The sequence below is a fragment of the Janibacter alkaliphilus genome, from assembly GCF_013408565.1.
Lineage (GTDB): Bacteria > Actinomycetota > Actinomycetes > Actinomycetales > Dermatophilaceae > Janibacter > Janibacter alkaliphilus.
Genome location: NZ_JACBZX010000001.1, coordinates 2532959 through 2551032 on the forward strand (window position 1 = coordinate 2532959; position 18074 = coordinate 2551032).

At 72.6% G+C, this 18074-nt stretch carries 19 protein-coding genes, 3 tRNA genes and 1 pseudogene; 14 read left to right on the forward strand and 9 right to left on the reverse strand.

What is annotated here, in order from left to right:
- Nucleotides 1-9: 9 nt before the first annotated feature.
- The 3 genes from BJY28_RS16660 to ligD are packed head-to-tail and all read left to right on the forward strand — an operon-like array spanning nucleotide 10 to nucleotide 2895.
- Nucleotides 10-861, forward strand: a complete 852-nt coding sequence (locus BJY28_RS16660; RefSeq protein ID WP_343037092.1) for a LysR family transcriptional regulator — start codon at nucleotides 10-12, stop codon at nucleotides 859-861.
- Entirely contained in the window at nucleotides 848-1816 is a 969-nt protein-coding gene (locus BJY28_RS12055; RefSeq protein WP_179463229.1) for a serine hydrolase, read from the forward strand. Before BJY28_RS16660 ends, BJY28_RS12055 begins: the two co-directional genes overlap by 14 nt.
- Before the next feature lie 11 nt (nucleotides 1817-1827).
- Nucleotides 1828-2895, forward strand: a complete 1068-nt coding sequence (gene ligD, locus BJY28_RS12060; RefSeq protein WP_343037093.1) for a non-homologous end-joining DNA ligase — start codon at nucleotides 1828-1830, stop codon at nucleotides 2893-2895.
- Between the two features lie 25 nt (nucleotides 2896-2920).
- Here the strand turns inward: ligD and BJY28_RS12065 are convergent, their stop codons facing one another.
- A complete protein-coding gene (locus BJY28_RS12065; RefSeq protein ID WP_179463230.1) occupies nucleotides 2921-3700 on the reverse strand; it encodes an AraC family transcriptional regulator in 780 nt (259 codons plus the stop codon).
- A gap of 49 nt (nucleotides 3701-3749) precedes the next feature.
- Here BJY28_RS12065 and BJY28_RS12070 point away from each other — a divergent pair, with 49 nt between their 5' ends.
- Entirely contained in the window at nucleotides 3750-4187 is a 438-nt protein-coding gene (locus tag BJY28_RS12070; protein WP_218875320.1) for a DUF2000 domain-containing protein, read from the forward strand.
- Nucleotides 4188-4211: 24 nt separating this feature from the next.
- On the opposite strand, the gene BJY28_RS12075 is transcribed toward BJY28_RS12070, so the two are convergent.
- Complete coding sequence (locus tag BJY28_RS12075; RefSeq protein ID WP_179463232.1) at nucleotides 4212-5270, reverse strand: ATP-dependent DNA ligase; 1059 nt, start codon at nucleotides 5268-5270, stop codon at nucleotides 4212-4214.
- A gap of 30 nt (nucleotides 5271-5300) precedes the next feature.
- On the opposite strand from BJY28_RS12075, the gene BJY28_RS12080 reads away from it, so the two are divergent.
- Nucleotides 5301-6467, forward strand: a complete 1167-nt coding sequence (locus BJY28_RS12080; RefSeq protein WP_179463233.1) for an alpha/beta fold hydrolase — start codon at nucleotides 5301-5303, stop codon at nucleotides 6465-6467.
- An 8-nt stretch (nucleotides 6468-6475) separates the two neighbouring features.
- On the opposite strand, the gene BJY28_RS12085 is transcribed toward BJY28_RS12080, so the two are convergent.
- A complete protein-coding gene (locus BJY28_RS12085) occupies nucleotides 6476-7171 on the reverse strand; it encodes a dihydrofolate reductase family protein (RefSeq protein ID WP_179463234.1) in 696 nt (231 codons plus the stop codon).
- Nucleotides 7172-7240: 69 nt separating this feature from the next.
- On the opposite strand from BJY28_RS12085, the gene BJY28_RS12090 reads away from it, so the two are divergent.
- Nucleotides 7241-8362, forward strand: coding sequence for a PPK2 family polyphosphate kinase (locus BJY28_RS12090; protein WP_179463235.1), 1122 nt, complete (start codon nucleotides 7241-7243; stop codon nucleotides 8360-8362).
- 42 nt (nucleotides 8363-8404) lie between these two features.
- On the opposite strand, the gene BJY28_RS12095 is transcribed toward BJY28_RS12090, so the two are convergent.
- Nucleotides 8405-10075, reverse strand: a complete 1671-nt coding sequence (locus BJY28_RS12095) for an acyl-CoA dehydrogenase family protein (RefSeq protein ID WP_179463236.1) — start codon at nucleotides 10073-10075, stop codon at nucleotides 8405-8407.
- A gap of 115 nt (nucleotides 10076-10190) precedes the next feature.
- On the opposite strand from BJY28_RS12095, the gene BJY28_RS12100 reads away from it, so the two are divergent.
- From BJY28_RS12100 to BJY28_RS12110, 3 genes are all read left to right on the forward strand, one after another.
- A tRNA-Gly gene (locus tag BJY28_RS12100) sits at nucleotides 10191-10263 on the forward strand.
- 21 nt (nucleotides 10264-10284) lie between these two features.
- A tRNA-Cys gene (locus tag BJY28_RS12105) sits at nucleotides 10285-10355 on the forward strand.
- Between the two features lie 26 nt (nucleotides 10356-10381).
- Nucleotides 10382-10456, forward strand: a tRNA-Val gene (locus BJY28_RS12110).
- A gap of 153 nt (nucleotides 10457-10609) precedes the next feature.
- On the opposite strand, the gene BJY28_RS12115 is transcribed toward BJY28_RS12110, so the two are convergent.
- From BJY28_RS12115 to BJY28_RS12120, 3 genes are all read right to left on the reverse strand, one after another.
- Nucleotides 10610-11566: an FAD-dependent oxidoreductase gene (locus BJY28_RS12115; protein ID WP_281367046.1), complete on the reverse strand. Its 957-nt coding sequence runs from the start codon at nucleotides 11564-11566 to the stop codon at nucleotides 10610-10612.
- 51 nt (nucleotides 11567-11617) lie between these two features.
- Entirely contained in the window at nucleotides 11618-11779 is a 162-nt protein-coding gene (locus tag BJY28_RS15890) for a hypothetical protein (RefSeq protein ID WP_218875325.1), read from the reverse strand.
- A 134-nt stretch (nucleotides 11780-11913) separates the two neighbouring features.
- Nucleotides 11914-12702 carry a hypothetical protein gene (locus tag BJY28_RS12120; RefSeq protein WP_179463237.1) on the reverse strand — a complete coding sequence of 263 codons (789 nt, stop codon included), beginning with the start codon at nucleotides 12700-12702 and terminating at the stop codon, nucleotides 11914-11916.
- 148 nt (nucleotides 12703-12850) lie between these two features.
- Between BJY28_RS12120 and BJY28_RS12125 the strand changes: the two genes are divergently transcribed.
- The 4 genes and pseudogenes from BJY28_RS12125 to BJY28_RS12140 all read left to right on the forward strand — a co-directional run bounded on the left by BJY28_RS12125 (nucleotide 12851) and on the right by BJY28_RS12140 (nucleotide 15642).
- A complete protein-coding gene (locus BJY28_RS12125; protein WP_179463238.1) occupies nucleotides 12851-13228 on the forward strand; it encodes a DoxX family protein in 378 nt (125 codons plus the stop codon).
- Between the two features lie 111 nt (nucleotides 13229-13339).
- On the forward strand, nucleotides 13340-13762 hold the full coding sequence (locus BJY28_RS12130; protein WP_246313401.1) for a MarR family winged helix-turn-helix transcriptional regulator: 423 nt from the start codon (nucleotides 13340-13342) through the stop codon (nucleotides 13760-13762).
- An 80-nt stretch (nucleotides 13763-13842) separates the two neighbouring features.
- A complete protein-coding gene (locus tag BJY28_RS12135; protein ID WP_179463239.1) occupies nucleotides 13843-14526 on the forward strand; it encodes a type 1 glutamine amidotransferase domain-containing protein in 684 nt (227 codons plus the stop codon).
- 91 nt (nucleotides 14527-14617) lie between these two features.
- Nucleotides 14618-15642: pseudogene (locus tag BJY28_RS12140) on the forward strand (NADP-dependent oxidoreductase).
- A gap of 184 nt (nucleotides 15643-15826) precedes the next feature.
- Here BJY28_RS12140 and BJY28_RS15895 read toward each other — a convergent pair.
- Nucleotides 15827-16342: a class I SAM-dependent methyltransferase gene (locus tag BJY28_RS15895; RefSeq protein WP_218913215.1), complete on the reverse strand. Its 516-nt coding sequence runs from the start codon at nucleotides 16340-16342 to the stop codon at nucleotides 15827-15829.
- Here BJY28_RS15895 and BJY28_RS15900 point away from each other — a divergent pair.
- Nucleotides 16312-16890: a hypothetical protein gene (locus tag BJY28_RS15900; RefSeq protein ID WP_218875327.1), complete on the forward strand. Its 579-nt coding sequence runs from the start codon at nucleotides 16312-16314 to the stop codon at nucleotides 16888-16890. The two genes, BJY28_RS15895 and BJY28_RS15900, sit on opposite strands and share 31 nt — an antisense overlap.
- On the opposite strand, the gene BJY28_RS12150 is transcribed toward BJY28_RS15900, so the two are convergent.
- Nucleotides 16878-18046 (reverse strand): IS3 family transposase gene (locus tag BJY28_RS12150; protein WP_425485712.1). Its coding sequence is split into 2 segments (ribosomal slippage): nucleotides 16878-17783 and nucleotides 17786-18046, totalling 1167 coding nucleotides; the frame shifts between segments, so codons are not numbered across the junction. The two genes, BJY28_RS15900 and BJY28_RS12150, sit on opposite strands and share 13 nt — an antisense overlap.
- Nucleotides 18047-18074: the final 28 nt, after the last annotated feature.

Genomic DNA, 18074 nt, shown 5'->3' on the forward strand with positions numbered 1-18074 from the left:
CCTGCTGCCGTGGATCTCGTGAGGCACCTGCGCTACTTCGTGACCGTGGCCGAGGAGCGGCACTTCGGCCATGCCGCCGACGAGCTCGGGATGACCCAGCCTCCGCTCTCTCAAGGCATCCAGCGGCTCGAGCGGCAGTGGGGTGTGCGGCTCTTCGACCGTGGCCCTCGCGGTGTCCGGCTCACGCCGGCCGGAGCAGCGCTGCTGCCGGCCGCGCGGCACGTCCTCGCCGGGGTGCGCGACCTCGGTGACGACGTCTCCCGGGTCGCCGCCGAGGTCCAGCCGGTACGGGTCGCGCTGGCCCGCGACGTCGCGCACGCCGTGCCGGACCTGCTCACCGCCGCCGCGCAGGCCGTGGCGCCGATCCCGCTCGTGCCCCTCGTCGTCGGGACCGTCGACGCCGTCGACCACCTCGGCAGCCAGGCGGTCGACCTCGCCGTAGTCGTCCACCCCGCGGTGCTCGACGGTGTCGAGCCCGGGCCGGTCCGCACCCTGCCGCGGACCATGGCCGTCGCGGCGCACGTGCCCGGTGGCGTCGGTGAGCCGGGACTCCCCGTGGCGATGACCCCTCGCGCGGACAACCCACCGGCCCACGACCAGACGGTGGACGCCCTGCGCCGGGCCGGCCACGACGGACGGGTCCGCGAGGTCCGCGATCTCGCCGAGCAGCGGACGCTGGCCGCTGCCGGGGCGACCTGCGTCCTCGTCCCGACCACCGCGGTGCCGGCGGGTCTGCGCCCGCTCCCCGGCGTCGACGTCGACCTCCGCCTGCGGCTGCTCCGACCACGGCTCGCCGCCGCCGACGAGCGTCGTGAGGCGGCCGGGGCGGCGCTGCAGGAGCAGCTCGATGCGCTCGACTGACCTGGCCGAGCTGGGAGGCTACTTCCGCGACGCCGGCTGCCGGGGCTGGGTGCACGCCTGCCCGGTGCAGGCGGCGGCGAGCGAAGGGGGTGGAGCCGGACGGGGCAGCGCCTCCGAGGTCGCCCTCGACGCCGACGACCGGTTGCCGGTGGCCTCGGTCTACAAGCTCGGCGTGGCGGCGGTCTGGGCGGACCTCGTCGACCGCGGCGCGCTCGACCCCGTCGCGCGCCTCCGGCTGGACCCCGCCGACCGGACGCCGGGACCGACCGGAGTCGCCGCGCTCGACGACCCCGTCGAGATGAGCGCCCGCGACGTCGTCCGCCTCATGCTGACCCTCTCCGACAACGCGGCCGCCGATCACGTCCTCGATCTGCTCGGTGGGCCGGCCCGGGTCACCGAGGTGCTCGCCGGCTGGGGCGTCGACCTAGTCGTCCGGCACGGCAGCCGCGGGACCCAGGAAGCCGCGCAGGCGGACACCGGCACCGAGGACCACGACGCGGTCATGCGCGCGCTGGCGGACATCCACCGCGACGTCCGCACGAGCCAGTACGACGCCGCGCTGGCGAGCTCGGCCAGCCCGCGCGGGCTGACCACGCTGCTGAGCATGCTGTGGCGCGGCGAGATCGCCCCGGGGGAGGGCGGGGCACACGTCCGGGCCTCCCTGGCCCGCCAGGTGTGGCCCCACCGGCTGCGCGCGGGCTTCCCGCACGACGACGTCGAGGTCGCCGGCAAGACCGGCACGCTCGGCGTGCTGCGGCACGAGGTCGGGGTGGTGACCTTCCCCGGGGAGGTGCCCGTCGCGGTGGCGGTGCTCACCCGTTCCGCCCGGCCGGAGGCGCACCTGCCGGTCGTCGACGCCGCGATCGGGCGCGCCGCGGCAGCCGCGGTGCGCCCCCTTCGCCGCCAAGACGCTCGTCGCGATCAGTCGCCCGGGGCGGAGCGGGGCACGGGCTAGGCTCGCTGCTCGTGAGCGCAGCCGAGATGCTCGAGATCCCCGGCCCGGACGGGCAGACCCGCACCGTGCGTCTGTCCAGCCCCGACAAGGTCATGTGGCCCGCGGGGGAGCACGGCCCGGCGATCACCAAGCGCGATCTCGCCGACTACGTGATCGCCGTCGGCGACCGGCTCGTCGGCGACGCCCTGGCCGACCGGCCGGTGACCCTGCAGCGCTTCCGGGACGGGATCGAGGGCGGCGAGTTCTACTCGAAGAACCCCCCGAAGGGTGCGCCGGGGTGGGCCCGCACGACGATGTGCACCTACCCCAGCGGCCGCAGCCACCCCCAGCTCGTCGTCGACGAGACCGCCACTGCGGTCTGGTGCGTGCAGATGTCGACGATCACCTGGCACCCGTGGCCGGTGCGCACCGGCGACAACGACGACCCGGACGAGGTGCGGATCGACCTCGACCCGCAGCCGGGGCGCGGCTTCGCCGACGTCGTCGAGGCGGCCCGGGGGCTGCGCGAGGTGATGACCGGGATCGGGCTCACCCCCTTCGTCAAGACCTCGGGCAACCGCGGGGTGCACGTCTACGCCCGGATCGCCCCGACCCACGAGTTCCTCGACGTCCGGCACGGGGTCATCGGCATCGCCCGCGAGCTGGAGCGCCGGATGCCCGACCTCGTGACCACCGCGTGGTGGAAGGAGGAGCGCGGCGAGCGGATCTTCGTCGACTACAACCAGGCGAACCGGGACCGGACCATCGCCTCGGCCTGGAGCCCGCGCCCGTTGCCCGGGGCGCCGGTCTCCACCCCGGTCGCCTGGGACGAGCTCGACGGGCTCGACCCGAGCACCCTCACCCTGCGCAGCGTGCCCGAGCGCGCCGCGAGCAGCGACCCGTGGGCCGGGATGGACGAGGCCGTCGGCGACGTCGCCGCGGCGGTCGCGCTGTGGGACGAGGACGTCAGCGAGCGTGGTCTGGGCGAGCTGAACTTCCCGCCGGACCACCCGAAGATGCCTGGCGAGCCGCCGCGGGTGCAGCCCAGCAAGAAGGTCGCCGCGCACTGGGACGAGGACGGCAACCGCGTCGAGGACTGACGCGACCGCGGGCGCGGCTGCGCCGTCAGCCGGCGGCGAAGGCGGCCGGGGTCGTCCCGACGAGCCGGCGGAAGTGGCGGGTCAGGTGCGGCTGGTCGTGGAAGCCGGTAACGGTCGCGACCTCGGCGGTCGGCGTCCCGGCAAGCAGCAACGACCGGGCGCGATCGATCCGCCGGCCGGTGACGTAGCGGTGCGGCGGGATCCCGTAGGCGCGGGTGAAGCACCGCGACAGGTGGCGCGGGGTGGCGCCGAGCACGGTGCTCGCCTCGTCGAGCGTGACCGTCTCGGCGAGCCGGTCGTCGAGCAGGGCGCGCAGCAGGGCCGCCAGCGGGGCGTCGTCGGCCTCGGTCGGACGGGCGCCGTGCAGGTGCTCGGTCACCGCCTCCTGCACGTCGAGCAGGAGTCCCTCCGCCGCCAGGTGCTCGCCGGGCTCGGCCAGCGCCTGGTGCAGCTGGTCGACCGTCGTCGCGAGGTCGGGGCGCAGCAGCGTCGGTGCGTCGACCGCCGCCGCGATGGACGGCGGCGGCAGCCAGCCCTCGTCGAGGTAGAGCACCCGCTTGCGGAAGGCGTCGCCCTCCCGTGCCGAGCGGCCGTCGTGCGGCACGTGCGGCGGCAGGATCGTGACCCGCGACGGAGCGGCGTGGTGGCCCCAGCGGTCGAGGTCGTAGCTCACCGCCCCCTGGTCGACGACGAGCAGGGTCCAGCGGTCGTGGGTGTGGGCCGGGTAGGCGTGCCGGTCGAAGGTGGCATGGAAGACCTCCGCGACCCCAGGCACACCGGGGTCCCATGCCCGGACCTGCTCCATGTCCGCAACGTACAAGACCACCCGCGGTCGGTCGGCCGATGCTGCAGCCATGCCTGATCTCACCGATCCTGACGGTCCTTCCTTCGCGACGAAGATCGCCGTCCTCGTCTCCGACGACCTCGAGCCGTGGCAGGAGCTCAACGTCACCTCCTTCCTCGTCAGCGGCATCGCCACCAGCCAGGAGGGGCTCGTCGGGGAGCCCTACGAGGATGCCGACGGGCAGCGCTACCTGCCGATGCTGCGTCAGCCGGTGCTCGTCTTCGTCGCCGAGGCCGAGACGATGCGGCGGGCGCACGGCAGGGCCCTCGGCCGCGGCATGCCGATGGCGATCTACACCCGCGAGCTCTTCGCCACCGGCCACGACGAGGCCAACCGGGCGGCGGTCCGGGCGGTGCCGACCGCCGAGCTCGACCTCGTCGGCATCGCCGTCCGCGGCCCGAAGAACGCGGTCGACAAGACGATCAAGGGTGCCCGGCTGCACCCCTGAGCGGGGAGGAGGAGGGACAGCCGCTCAGCCCTGCAGCACGTCCCCGAGGTCGTAGGCGGGGGCGCGGTCGATCTGGTCGAGCGTGCACGAGGTCGGGTCGCGGTCCGGGCGCCAGCGCACCAGCTGCACGGTGTGCCGGAAGCGCCAGCCCTCGAGCTGGTCGAAGGCGACCTCGACGACCCGCTCCGGCCGCAGCGGCACGTAGGAGACGTCCTTGCTCGAGGAGAAGCGGGAGCGGTCGGTCTCGGCGTGCGCGACCTGGCCGTCCTCGTCATGCACCACCAGCGGCGCCAGCTCCTCGACGAGCTCGCGGCGCCGGGCCATGGTGAAGGCGGCGATGCCGCCGACGTTGACGAGATGCCCGTCGTGGTAGAGCCCGAGCAGCAGCGAGCCGACCCCTTCGCCGGACTTGTGCACCCGGTAGCCGGTGACGACCGCCTCGGCGGTGCGCTTGTGCTTGATCTTCAGCATCGTCCGCTTGCCGGGGGAGTAGGGCGCGTCCAGCGCCTTGGCGACGATCCCGTCGAGCCCGGCGCCCTCGAAGCGGGTGAACCACTCCTGCGCCTCGGCCGGGTCGTCGGTGACCCGGGTCAGGTGCAGCGGCGCCGCGTCGTCGATCCCGGCGAAGACCTCCACCAGCCGTGCCCGGCGCTCGGCGAAGGGGAGGTCGAGCAGGCTGTCGTCACCGACGGCCAGCAGGTCGAAGGCGATGACCTCCGCCGGGGTCTCCTCGGACAGCCGGGTCACCCGTGACTCGGCCGGGTGGATGCGCTGGCCGAGGTGCTCGAAGTGCAGCCGCTGCGCGCCCGGCTCGCCCGCCCGGACGACGATCTCGCCGTCGAGGGCGATCCGCTCGGGCAGGTGCTCGCGGCAGGCGGCGACCACCTCGGGGAAGTAGCGGGTCAGCGGCTTCTTGCCGCGGCTGGCCAGCTCGACCTCGTCGCCGTCCTTGAGGACGATGCAGCGGAAGCCGTCCCACTTCGGCTCGTAGCTGTATCCGGTGCCGGACGTGCCGGCCTCCGGGACCGTGGCGACGGCCTTGGCGAGCATCGGGTCCACCGGCAGCGGGAAGGGTTGTCTCACAGCACCATGATGACCTGAGACGATGGTGCCGTGAGCCCGAGCCGCACCAGCCGGCGCGCCGCGACCATCGGCGGCGCCGCGATCGGTGGTGCCCTGGCCGGGGCCGGGTCGGCCTGGTTCGGTGCCGCGACCTACTTCGCCCGCCGGGTGCTCACCCCCGACCCGTACCGCCCGGACGACGTCGTCGTGCGGGTGCTGCACACCGACTCGATCACCCTCGACGCCACGCCGGACACGGTGGTGCCCGGGCGCTACGGCTTGTGGCAGGGCGGTGAGGAGGTGCACCTGCGCTTCGGGGACGTGCTCGAGCTGGACCGCGAGCTCGGTCGGGTGCGCCGCCGCCTGCTCGGCGTGGATCGCGGTGTGCCGCGGGTGGGCCCGGGCCGGCTGGACAGCTACTACTACGGCCAGGACCCCGGCGCCGACCTCGGGCTGCCCTACGAGGACGTGCTCGTCGACGGCGACCTCGGCGCGATGCCGGCGTGGATCGTGCCGGGCGCGGCCGGGGTCGGCTCGCGGTGGGCGGTGCTCGTGCACGGGCGCGGGGCCCGGCGCTTCGAGGGGCTGCGCGCGGTGCCGGCGCTGCACCGCGCCGGGCTGACCAGCCTGCTGCCGAGCTATCGCAACGACACCGAGGCCCCGCCTGGTCACGACGGCCGCTACAACCTCGGCCTCTCCGAGTGGCGGGACATCGAGGCGGCGATGCGGATGGCGATCTCCCGCGGCGCGCAGGAGATCGTCCTGGTCGGCTGGTCGATGGGCGGCGCGATCGTGCTGCAGCTGCTCGACCGCTCGGTGCTCGCGCCGATGGTCAGCCGCGCGGTCCTCGACGGTCCGGTGATCGACTGGGCCGACGTGCTCGCCCACCAGGCCCGGCTGCACTCGGTCCCGGCGCCGGTCAGCGACCTCAGCCGCACCCTCATGGCGCAGCGCTGGGCGCGCGGGCTCATCGGCCTCGACGAGCGCCTGGACGTGGCCCGCACCGACTGGGTGCGCCGGGCCGACGAGCTGAGCCACCCGATGCTGCTCATCCACTCCCGGGACGACGAGTTCGTGCCGGTGGCTCCCTCGGAGGCGCTGGCCGCGGCCCGCCCCGACCTCATCACCTTCGAGCCGTGGTCGCTGGCCCGGCACTGCAAGGAGTGGAACGTCGACCCGGCCCGCTGGGACCGGGTGGTCACCGACTTCGTCCTCTGACCGGTGGCTCAGGAGCCGGCGCGCACCTGCCACAGCCCGAGGAGCGTGCCGTCCTCCTCGAGCAGGTGGACCGGGTCGGCGCCGAGGTCCAGCGACGGTCCCTGCAGCATCCGAGGGTGCTCGCCCTGGGCGCCGCCGACCAGGCGCGGCACCCAGGAGAGGGCCACCTGGTCGACGAGACCCGCGGCCAGCAGGTCGGTGGCCAGGCTGGGGCCCCCTTCGCAGAGCACGTGCGGCCCGACCCGGCCCTGGCAGCGGCGCACGATCTCGGCGAGATCGACGTCCTCGTCGCCGCACACCCAGGTGGAGTCGCCGTCGTCGTGCCCCGAGCTCGCGCAGGTCGCCAGCACCACCCGGTCGCTGCCGGCCAGCAGCTCCGGCAGCTCCCCGCGCCGGCTCACCACGACCATCGGCGGCCCGTCGTCCCGGTAACCCTCCGCCCGGGCCGTGCCCGCACCGACGAGCAGCACGTCGGCGGCGCGTCGCATCGCGGCGAAGCCACGGTGGTCGGCGTCGGTGTTGATCGACCCGGAGACCCCGTCGGCGCCCGTGGCCGATCCGTCCAGGGTGGTGGCGAAGTTGGTCCGCAGCAGCGGCCCGTCGTGGTCGTAGAGCCGGTTCAGGTCCTCGTCGGTGAGGGCGTCGGGTGCCGCGGGCGCGGCTTCGGGGTCGGCCGGCGCGGGGGGAGCGATGAGCAGGCGCATGGCGCCATCCTGCCAAGTGGTCCGCCGATCTCGGCGTCGCGGCGTCGGGCGTCCTGACATGATGCGGGGATGGCCAAGACGAGCAAGCAGCCGAAGGGCGCGACGCCGAAGGACACCAAGGGCAAGGACTCCAAGCCCAAGGGCAACAAGCCCAAGGACGCCACGGCCAGGACCGCGAAGCCGAAGGACGCCAAGAGCAAGAAGGCCAAGGCCGGGGACGCCAAGGGCAAGAGCGCGAAGGTGAAGGACACCAAGGGCAAGAGCGCCACGAGCAAGGACTCGAGGAGCAAGGACGCCAAGGCCGCGATGCCGAAGAGCGCCCGCAAGGGCGCGGTCGACGCCGAGCAGCGCCCGCTGCGCACGAGCTGGACCGAGGCGCTGCGCGTCGAGCCGGGCACCGACCTGGCATCGATCGACCCGCGCAGCACCCCCGCCTTCGACGGGGACAAGAAGGACGGCAAGGAGCTCCTCGACGAGCTCGCCGACCCGGTGAGCGACCTGCAGGAGCAGCTCTACGCCGAGGCCAGCGCCGGCGGCAACCGGTCGCTGCTGCTCGTCATCCAGGGCATGGACACCGCCGGCAAGGGCGGCATCATGCGTCATGTCGTCGGCACGATGGATCCGCAGGGCGTGGCGCTGACCTCCTTCAAGGCGCCGACCGAGGAGGAGAAGCAGCACCCCTTCCTCTGGCGGATCCGCAACGCCGTGCCGGAGCCCGGCGAGATCGGCGTCTTCGACCGCAGCCACTACGAGGACGTGCTCATCGTGCGCGTCCACGACCTCGTCCCGAAGGTGCAGTGGGCCCGCCGCTACGGCCAGATCACGAACTTCGAGAAGCGGCTCGTCGAGCAGGGCACCACCGTCGTGAAGGTCATGCTGCACATCAGCAAGGAGGAGCAGGGCGAGCGCCTCGCCGAGCGCCTCGACCGGTCCGACAAGCACTGGAAGTACAACCCGGCGGACGTCGACGAGCGCGGCTACTGGGAGGACTACCAGGAGGCCTACCAGGCGGTCATCGACAAGACGAGCACGGACACCGCGCCGTGGTTCGTCGTGCCCGCGGACCGGAAGTGGTACGCCCGCCTGGCGGTGATGAACCTCGTCCGCGAGCACCTGCAGGCGATGGAGCCGCAGTGGCCCGAGGTGGACTTCGACGTCGAGGCGGAGAAGCAGCGGCTCGCGGAGAGCTGAGCACCGCGCCGAGCGCCGAGAGCTGGGCGCCGCGCCGCACCGTCAGGCGACGGCGGCGCGCTCGATCGCCAGGTCTCCGGCGAGGGTGACCAGCCCCGGCTCGAGGGTGCCCACGCCGTGCCCGTGGGCGTCCCCGAGCCGGGAGCGGACGAAGGCCTCGGCCACCGGCGCGGGGGAGTGCTGCACCATGAGCGCGCCCTGCAAGGTCAGGCACAGCCGCTCGACGAGCCCGCGCGCGCCCATCGCCGCCTCGGCCTCGGAGAGCCCGGCCAGGCCGGCCACCTCGGCCTCCAGGGCGTCGAGAGCGGCGTCGAGGTCGGTCAGCTGGCCGCGGGCGGTCGAGGCCTCCTTGAGCAGCGCCATGAGCGAGGCGGGCTGGCGGCCGATGGCGCGGAGCACGTCGAGCGCGTTGACGTTGCCCGAGCCCTCCCAGATGGAGTTCAGCGGCGCCTGCCGGTAGTGCCGGGCCATGCCGTTCTCCTCGACGAACCCGTTGCCGCCCAGGCACTCCAGCGCCTCGGCGACGAGCGTCGGGGTGCGCTTGCACACCCAGTACTTGCCGACGGCGACGCCCAGGCGGGCCAGGTCGGTGTCGCCGGCGTCGATGGCGTGCGCCAGGCGCATCCCGAGCAGCGTGGCCGCCTCGGACTCCAGCGAGAGGTCGGTGAGCACGGCCCGCATCAGTGGCTGGTCGATCAGGGTGGCGCCGAAGGCCTGCCGGTGCCGGGCGTGGTGCACCGCCCGGGTGAGCGCGGCGCGGGTGGTGGCCGCCGAGCCGAGCACGCAGTCCAGCCGGGTCATGGCGACCATGTCGATGATCGTGCGCACGCCCCGCCCTTCGTCCCCGACGAGGGCGCCCCAGGTGCCGTCCAGCTCGACCTCGGAGGAGGCGTTGGCGCGGTCGCCGAGCTTGTCCTTGAGGCGCTGCAGGGCGAAGGTGTTGCGGCTGCCGTCCTCGAGGACGCGCGGCACGAGGAAGCAGCTCGGGCTGCCGTCGGCGCCGTCGGTCTGCGCCAGGACGAGGAAGACGTCGCTCATCGGGGCCGAGCAGAACCACTTGTGCCCGGTGAGCCGGTAGGTGCGCCCGGTCAGCGGTCCGCCGTCGGTGGCGACCGCGCGGGTGCGGTTGGCGCGCACGTCGGAGCCGCCCTGCTTCTCGGTCATGCCCATGCCGGCGATGGCTCCGGCCTTCTCGGCGACCGGCCGCAGCCCGAAATCGTAGGCCCGCGCGGTGAGCTTGGGCTCCCACATCGCGGCCAGCTCGGGGGAGTGGCGCAGCGCCGGGACGGCGGCGTTGGTCATGGTGATCGGGCAGATGTGCCCGGCCTCGACCTGGCTCCAGGTGACGAAGCCGGCCGCCCGGCGCACGTGCGCGCCGCTGTCCTCGGGCTCGCTCCACGGCACCCCGGTCAGCCCCGCCTCGGTGGCGACGCGCATGAGGTCGTGCCAGGCGGGGTCGAACTCGACCTCGTCGACCCGGTGCCCCCAGCGGTCGTGGGTGACCAGGCGGGGGGTGTTGCGGTTGGCCCGCTGGGAGAGCTCGTCGGCCTCGGCGCTGCCGGCGCGGCGCCCCAGCACGGTGAGGTCCGCCCCCGCCGAGGGGGGCGAACCGCCCCACCGGCCCACCGCCTCGGTCAGCACCGGGTCGCTGCCGTAGACGTCGTGACCGACGAAGGGGGGGACCTGGTTGGTGACCTCGTGGGTGGCTGCCATGGCCCGAGGATAGGCGGGCCGCGCAGGCGTCCCGAAGGGTTCACCCTGGGTTTGGAGTTGGCCGCGCCGATGGGCTAATGTCGCTCCGCACGCACCGCGAGAGCGGGGCGGGAGTGCGGATGTAGCTCAGTTGGTAGAGCGCAACCTTGCCAAGGTTGAGGTCGCCGGTTCGAGGCCGGTCATCCGCTCGGAAGGTTCACCGCCTTCATGGTGGAGTGGCCGAGAGGCGAGGCAACGGCCTGCAAAGCCGTCTACACGGGTTCAAATCCCGTCTCCACCTCGACCATGCAGAACCTTGCATGTCTCGGGCGATTGGCGCAGTGGTAGCGCGCTTCCTTGACACGGAAGAGGTCACTGGTTCAAACCCAGTATCGCCCACCAGCACCACGACGGCCCCCGACCATCACGGTCGGGGGCCGTCGTCGTTGGTTCTTGCTGACCAGGGAGAGCGATCGTGGCGATGCGGCTCTCCGGTCGGTCGGCGAGGAGCGCGAAATGGTCGCGTGCTCGAGGCTCGATCCCGCCGCCGAAGGATCAGGCCCCGTCAGAAGGTGCGGCGCGGAAAGACGGCACGGCGCCAGACATCGAAGCGCGGCCTGTCGGTACCTTGCCGTAGACAAGGGCCCCCGATCGACCGAGGGCGCATTGATCGCCGGCGCTCACCTGCCACCCGTGCTCGGCGAGCCACAGCGCGTCGGCGCCCTCGCCGGCCCCGACGTCGAGCGCCCGCCCGGGCGTCATCCCGTCGAGCTCGGCGACGAGCGTCCCGTTGGGGTTGCCGCTCCACGTGTGGTCCTCGTCGGCGTACCGGCGGTCCCAGTCGGCCTCGTTGCCGCCACGTCGCTCCGGCGCGCGCAGGTCCTCCTCGGCCAGGCTGAAGGCGATCGCCACCGCCACCTGACTGCCCTGCGCCGCAGCGGTCAGCACCTGCAGCATCGGGTCGGTGACATTGCCTGCGGCGAAGACGCCCGGCGCCGCCGTCTGCCCGCGCGGGTCGACCTCGAGCACCTCGCCGGCCCCGCTGACGTGGGCGGTGGCGCTCAGCCCGAGACCGCTCAGCGCGTCGACCCGCGCCCGGAAGCGCGGTCCGACGACGACGACATCGGCCGCCAGCTCACGACCGTCGCCGAGCACCACGGCGGCGAGCTCACCCCCTTCGCCGGAAACCACCCGGCTCACCTCCGCCCGCTCGACCGAGACCCCCGCCCGGGCAAGCGCGCCCAGCGCGTCCTCGTCGACCTCGACACCTCCGTGCAGCACGACGGTGAGCTGGTCGGTGAGGTGCGCGAGCACCGGCGCGGGGTGCAGGCCCATCGGATGGGTCACAACCTGGACCACCCGCTGGTCACGGATCTCGAAGCCGTGGCAGAACGGGCAGTGGATCACCCCGCGCCCCCAGTGCTCGGCCAGCCCGTCGATGTCGGGCAGCTCGTCGGTCAGCCCGGTGGCGACGAGCACCCGGCGGGCGCGCAGGGTGTTGCCGCCGGTCAGGCTGACCTTGAAGCCGTCCTCGCCGAGGTCACGGACCTCGAGATGAGCACCTCACCGCAGCGCGGCGGCCAGACCGGCGGCGGATCCGCCGATGATGGCGACGTCGCAGCGGCGCTCCAGCGCGGGCATCCCGTCGTGGTCGTGGCGGTCGTGCGACGCGCCGTGGTCGTGGGTCCCGTCGTGATCGGGCGAAGGGAGGGTGTGCGAGGTCATCACGGGTGACGTGTGCGTCACGAGTCCCCGATCCAGCAGCCAAGGGACGAATGAGAATGGATCGCATTTACGGTGTCAGTCACCGTACCCCCAGCCCGATGGGCTGAGCCGCGGGGCCGCGGACGGCCCGCCGGTCAGTCGACCGTCCACACCACCGGGTCGTCGTAGTACGGGTTGTCCGAGGCGCTGCCACCGCCGTCGGCGTAGTCGTCGCCGCGCCAGCCGACGGCCGCGACCTGCTGCCCGTCAGGGACGGCGAAGACGTGACAGTTGGTGGCCTTCTCACCGACGCCCTTCTCGTCGGGCATCGAGATGTCGCAGCCGTCGATGCCCCCGCTCCAGGTGGAGTTCATCACCGGGCTCACCTCGCCCCCTTCGCTGTTGAAGGCGACAAGGTTGGGGATCATGTTCCCGTTCGGCTCGCCCTCGTAGGTCAGCCACTCGTGCTCGGCCTTGACGAACCACGGGGTCATGCCCGCGAAGTCGCCGGAGTTCTCCGCCTCCTCGAAGAGGGCAGGATCGCCCTGCTCCGCCGAGGTGACCGTGGTGGAGAGCGTCGCGTACCCGAAGTACTCGTCCGACTTCTCCCCGCTGGTCTGGACGTGGGTGACCACCGAGTCACCGACGGAGACCTCGGTCCCGGGCTCGGCGACGTCTCCGGAGGCGGGCGCGGCCGCCGAGGAGCTCTGCCCGGACTCCTCCGAGGTTTCGCTGGTCGTGCTGGTCTCGGTCGGGGTCTCGCTGGGGGTCTCGCTGGGCGTCTCGGTGGACTCGGTCTGGGTCTCGGTGGGGGACTGCTCCTCCTCGTCGGAGGAACCCATCGAGCAGCCGGTGAGGGCGAGGGCTGCGAGTGAGGCGGTGGCGGTGGCGCGCAGCGTGGTGCGGCGAAGGGGAGAGTGCTGGGTGCTCAGTGGTGGGGTCATCGTCGTCCTGTTGGGTTCGGGAGCAGTGCCCGCTCTTTGATCACCACGCTAGGCCATCGACGCACCCCCAGCATCAATGATTTGTGCACCAACTAATGGTGTGCAAACCTGAGGAGGTCGCTGCATCCGCAACCCCGGAGGGGTTCCCATGAGCACCGCCCGCACCGTGGCTCGCCTCGCCCTCGGCGCCTTCCTCGTCCGCGCCGGCGTCGGCCACCTCACGACCGAGCGGCAGGAGTTCCAGGCGCAGGTGCCCGACTGGGTGCCCGGGTCCAAGGACGCCGTCGTCCTCGCCTCCGGTGTCGTGGAGATCGCGCAGGGAGCGGCGCTCATCGCGCTGCCCAAGCACCAGCGTCTCGTCGGTGACGTCGTCGCCGCGTTCTTCGCCGCGGTCACCCCGGGCAACATCCACCAGTACCGGGCCGGCCTCGACGCCTTCGGCCTGGACAGCGACCGCAAGCGGGCCGTCCGGCTCGCCTTCCAGCCCGCCCTCGTCGCCTGGGCCCTCGGCTCGACCCGGGACTGACCGGTGGCGACCTCGATGGCGGGCACGACCGCACCTGCGCCGACGGAGGACGCAGCGCCCTCCTCGCCCCCTTCGCTCTCCGCAGCCGTGGCTGGCGAGGAGATGCCGCACATGCGCGAGCAGCTGTGCTTCATCCTCTACGCGGCCTCCCGCTCGGTGACCAACGCCTACCGGCCCGGGCTGACCCGGCTCGGGCTGACCTACCCGCAGTTCGCGACCCTGCTGCTGCTCAAGGACGAGGACGGCCTCGGCGTCGCCGACCTGGCCCAGCAGCTGCACCTCGACGCCAGCACGATCTCGCCGCTGCTCAAGCGGATGGAGACGATGGGCCTGGTCCGGCGCACCCGCTCGGCGGCGGACGAGCGTCGGGTCAGCGTCTCGCTCACCGACGCCGGCCGCGAGCTGACCGGCCCGGCCACACAGGTGCGCCACGAGGTCGGCAACCGGCTCGACCTGACCCCCGAGGAGGCCGACCTGCTGCGCTCGCTCGGGCAGCGGCTCATCGACAGCTACGACACCGTCGACCTGGACTGACCAGACCGGGCCGGGTCACCCCCTTCGCCCGGCACCCCCTTCGCACACACCGACCGAACACACCTCACGAAAGGCATCTCATGTCCCGCATCCTCATGATCCTCACCTCCCACGACGAGCTCGGCGACACCGGCAACAAGACCGGCTTCTGGCTCGAGGAGCTCGCCGCGCCGTACTACGTCTTCGTCGACGCCGGCCACGAGGTCACCCTCGCCTCGCCGAAGGGCGGGCAGTCGCCGGTCGACCCGAACAGCGCCAGCCCGCAGGCGCAGACCGACGCGACCCGCCGCTTCGAGCAGGACGAGCAGGCGCAGGCCGCGCTGGGGAGCACCACCGTGCTGTCCGAGATCGACCCGGCCGACTTCGACGCCGTCTTCTACCCCGGTGGGCACGGCCCGCTGTGGGACCTCGTCGGTGACGCCGACAGCCAGCGGGTGCTGCGCGAGACCATGGCCGCCGAGCGGCCGCTCGGCCTGGTCTGCCACGCCCCGGGGATCCTGCGCGAGGCCACCGACGAAGGGGGGAGCCTCCTCGTCACCGGTCGCCGGGTCACCGGGTTCACCAACGGTGAGGAGCAGGCCGCGGGCCTGACCGAGGTCGTCCCCTTCCTCGTCGAGGACGCGCTGATCGCGGCAGGCGCCGACTACCGCAAGGGCACTGACGGGCAGGAGCACGTCGTCGAGGACGGTCGGCTCGTCACCGGGCAGAACCCGGCGTCCTCCGCCGGCGCGGCGCAGGCGCTGCTGCGGCTGCTCGAGCGCTGAGCCGGCCCGTCCCGGCAGCCGTTCGCCCGCCGACAACCATCACCGCAAACCCGACAGCTCGTACCCGCTGCACCGTCCACGAGGACCTCTCGTGAGCACCCCAGACCAGAGCATCCCGACGACCACCCGCGAGGTGCACCTCGCCTCGCGGCCGCAGGGCGCGCCGACGCCGGAGAACTTCCGGATCGTCGAGACCGCGATCCCCGAGCTCGCCGACGGCGAGGTGCTCGTGGCGAACTCGGTGATGTCGGTCGACCCGTACATGCGCGGCCGGATGAACGACGTGAAGTCCTACGTCCCTCCCTTCGCCATCGACGCTCCGCTCGACGGCGGCGCGGTCGGCACGGTCATCGCCTCGCGTAGCGACGACCTGGCCGTCGGGACCTCGGTGCTGCACCGGCTGGGCTGGCGCGAGCACGCGGTGCTCGAGGCGAGCTCGGTGACGGCGGTCGACACCTCCGCGGCCGCGGACAGCGCCTACTCGGTGTGCTCGGGATGCCGGGGATCACCGCGTATGCCGGGTTGCTCGTCGCGGGTGAGATGCGCGAAGGGGACACCGTCTTCGTCTCCGGGGCGGCCGGCGCGGTCGGCTCGCTCGTCGGGCAGATCGCCCGGCTGAGCGGCGCGGCCAGGGTGATCGGGTCGGCCGGGTCGGCGGAGAAGGTCGCCCGGCTCGGTGAGCTGGGATTCGACGCGGCCTTCGACTACCACGACGGGTCGGTGACCGAGCAGCTCGGGGCGGCCGCGCCGGACGGGATCGACGTCTACTTCGACAACGTGGGCGGTGACCACCTCGAGGCCGCGATCGCCAGCCTCAACACCGACGGCCGGGTCGCGATGTGCGGGGCGATCGCGCAGTACAACTCGACCGAGCCGCCGTGCGCCCCGCGCAACCTCGCTCTGGCGATCGGCAAGCGGCTCACCCTGCGCGGCTTCATCGTCGGCAAGTACGCCGACCAGGTGCGTGAGGAGTTCCAGCAGCGGATGACCGGCTGGATCGCCGCCGACGAGATCCGCTGGGACGAGACGGTGCGCGAGGGTCTGGACGCCGCGTCCCAGGCCTTCATGGACATGCTCACCGGCGCCAACACCGGCAAGATGCTCGTGCGGTTGTAGGCACTGGGGGGAGCGCCCGGTCAGTCCTCGGGCGGGGCGTGCGGTGGCTCGCACAAGGGTTGTTTGTCGACAAGGCAATCCGCCCGGATCAGCCGGTTCGCCGGGCGCGCAGCACGACGTTGTCGACGTGGTGGGTGCTCACCGCGCCGGCCGGCCGAGGACGGGTCTGCTCGACCTCGATCTGTCAGGTCTGCGGGTCGGTGCGCAGTGCCGCGGCGATCGCGTCGACCCCGACGTAGGCGTCCGGGTCGTACAAGCGGGTGGTCGTGGTGACGTCGACGGGTTCGCGCATGGCGGCCAGGTCGTGGTGCACCGCGAGCAGGGTTCCGCCGGGGGCGACGGCGTCGAGGAGGTTGCGCAGGCCGCGGTCGTCGGGGGTGCGGGTGAAGGAGCCGTACTGCAGCGAGACGAGGTCGTAGGTCTGGGCGGCGAAGGGGGAGGGCTCGTTGATGTCGCTGCGGACCACCTGGATCGGCAGGTGCCTGCGGGCGGCTTCGTTGGCGAGCTGGGCGAGGGCGTTGCCCGAGATGTCGTTGGCGGTGACCTCCCAGCCGTGCTCGGCGAGCCAGATCGCGTCGGCGCCCTCGCCGGCGCCGACGTCGAGGGCCCGGCCGGGGGTGAGGCCGTGGAGCTCGGTGGCGAGGGTGCCGTTGGGTTGCCGCTCCAGGTGTGCTCGTCGTCGGCGTAGCGGCGGTCCCAGTCGGCTTCGGTGCCGCCGGGGCGGTCGGGGGTGTGCAGGTCCTCATCGGCGAGGCTGGCGGCGATCTCGGCTGCCAGCTCGCGGCCGTCTGCCGTGGCGGGGAGGGTATGGGCGAAGGGGGTGATGTCGGCGTCTGCGGCGACGCTGGGCAGGTTGTCGGTCGGGTTGGTCGCGACGATCACCCGGCCGGTTACGAGGGTGTTGTCGCCGGTGAGACCTACCTCGAAGCCTCCGCTCTCTCGTGCGCGGACCGAGAGGACGCATCCGGTCAGAACTTCGACCCCATGGGCGCGGAGGTCCTCTCGGCTGGTTTGGTCGGACGGTCGCGGGACTTTCATCCCTGGGTGGTGGTCCTCGGGGTTGTCGTCGATGACGATCACCTGACGGCGCTGGCGAGTGAGCTCCAGCGCCGTGGCCAGTGCCGCGGACGAGCCACCGATCACCGCCACGTCGCAGTGGCGCTCGAGTGCGGGCATGCCGTCGTGGTTGTGGTCGGGACTGCTGAAGGTCTGGTTGACACTTCCGGTGTGGTGTTTCAGGCCGCGTGAGCGGCTCGGTTGATGGTCTCAAACTCGATCGGGGTGAGCTTGCCGAGGGCGCGTTGCCGGCGCCGGCGGTGGTAGGTGCGTTCGGTCCAGGTGACGATCGCCAGGCGGAGCTGGTCGCGGGTGTCCCAGCGACGGACGTTGAGGACGTTCTTCTGGAGCAGGGAGAAGAAGGACTCCATCGCGGCACTGTCCGCCGAGGAGGCGACCCGGCCCATCGACCCGCGCAGGCCGTGCCGGTGCAGGGCGGCGACGTAGGGACGGGAGCGGAACTGGCTGCCTCGATCCGCGTGGACCACGCACCCGGCCACCTGCTCGCGGCCGCGGCGGGCGATGGCCATCTCCAAGGCGTCGACCGCGAGGTGGCTGGTCATCCTCGAGTCGATCGAGTACCCGACGATCCGGCGGGACCACACGTCCTTGACCGCGCACAGGTACAACTTCCCCTCACCGGTGGGGTGCTCGGTGATGTCAGTCAGCCACAGCCGGTTCGGCTCGGCCGCGGTGAAGTCCCGCTCGACGAGGTCGTCGTGCACCGGCGGCCCCGGCTTCTTGGAACGACCCCGCTTCCTCGCGTGCGCCGAGACGATCCCGGCCTGCGAGCACACCTTCCACACCCGCCGCTCCGACATCTCGTGCCCGGCCTCGGCCAGCTCGTTGGCGATGAACCGGTACCCAAACCCGGGGTCGTCGCGGTGGACCTCGAAGGCGGCGTTGGTGGCGTACGCGTCGACCAGGTCCCGCTCACCGACCGGGTGAGCTCTCCAGGAGTAGAAGGCCTGCCGGGAGACCCCGAGCAGCCCGCAGGTCACCGCAACGGGGATCCCGTCAGCGGCAAGGTCCAGGACCAGCGGGTACGTCATTTTGGGGACTGACCCAGCCTCAGGTTCGCCTGCGACAGGTACGCCGCTGCGCGGCGCAGCACCTCGTTTTCCTGCTCCAGGGCCCGGTTGCGTCGCTTGAGGTCCTTCAGCTCCTCGGAGTCAGCCCTCGTCACGCCCGGACGGATCCCGTCCTCCACGTCAGCGGCCTTGAGCCAATTCCTCAGACACGACTCCGAGATCCCGAAGTCCTTCGCCAGTTGCGCGATCGGAGTCTCGCCCTTGCCGGCGACAGCGACCACGTCGTCACGGAACTCTTTGGGATGGGGTGCAGGCATGCCGACATCCTTCAGCGGGACCTCACGG

Bases quoted from the DNA above. Each gene is read 5' to 3' on its own strand.
- BJY28_RS12055 (WP_179463229.1), top strand. From the start codon at position 848: ATGCGCTCGACTGACCTGGCCGAGCTGGGAGGCTACTTCCGCGACGCC.
- BJY28_RS12065 (WP_179463230.1), bottom strand. From the start codon at position 3,700: ATGGAGCAGGTCCGGGCATGGGACCCCGGTGTGCCTGGGGTCGCGGAG.
- BJY28_RS12070 (WP_218875320.1), top strand. From the start codon at position 3,750: ATGCCTGATCTCACCGATCCTGACGGTCCTTCCTTCGCGACGAAGATC.
- BJY28_RS12085 (WP_179463234.1), bottom strand. From the start codon at position 7,171: ATGCGCCTGCTCATCGCTCCCCCCGCGCCGGCCGACCCCGAAGCCGCG.
- BJY28_RS12090 (WP_179463235.1), top strand. From the start codon at position 7,241: ATGGCCAAGACGAGCAAGCAGCCGAAGGGCGCGACGCCGAAGGACACC.
- BJY28_RS12095 (WP_179463236.1), bottom strand. From the start codon at position 10,075: ATGGCAGCCACCCACGAGGTCACCAACCAGGTCCCCCCCTTCGTCGGT.
- BJY28_RS15890 (WP_218875325.1), bottom strand. From the start codon at position 11,779: ATGACCTCGCACACCCTCCCTTCGCCCGATCACGACGGGACCCACGAC.
- BJY28_RS12120 (WP_179463237.1), bottom strand. From the start codon at position 12,702: ATGACCCCACCACTGAGCACCCAGCACTCTCCCCTTCGCCGCACCACG.
- BJY28_RS12125 (WP_179463238.1), top strand. From the start codon at position 12,851: ATGAGCACCGCCCGCACCGTGGCTCGCCTCGCCCTCGGCGCCTTCCTC.
- BJY28_RS12130 (WP_246313401.1), top strand. From the start codon at position 13,340: ATGCGCGAGCAGCTGTGCTTCATCCTCTACGCGGCCTCCCGCTCGGTG.
- BJY28_RS12135 (WP_179463239.1), top strand. From the start codon at position 13,843: ATGTCCCGCATCCTCATGATCCTCACCTCCCACGACGAGCTCGGCGAC.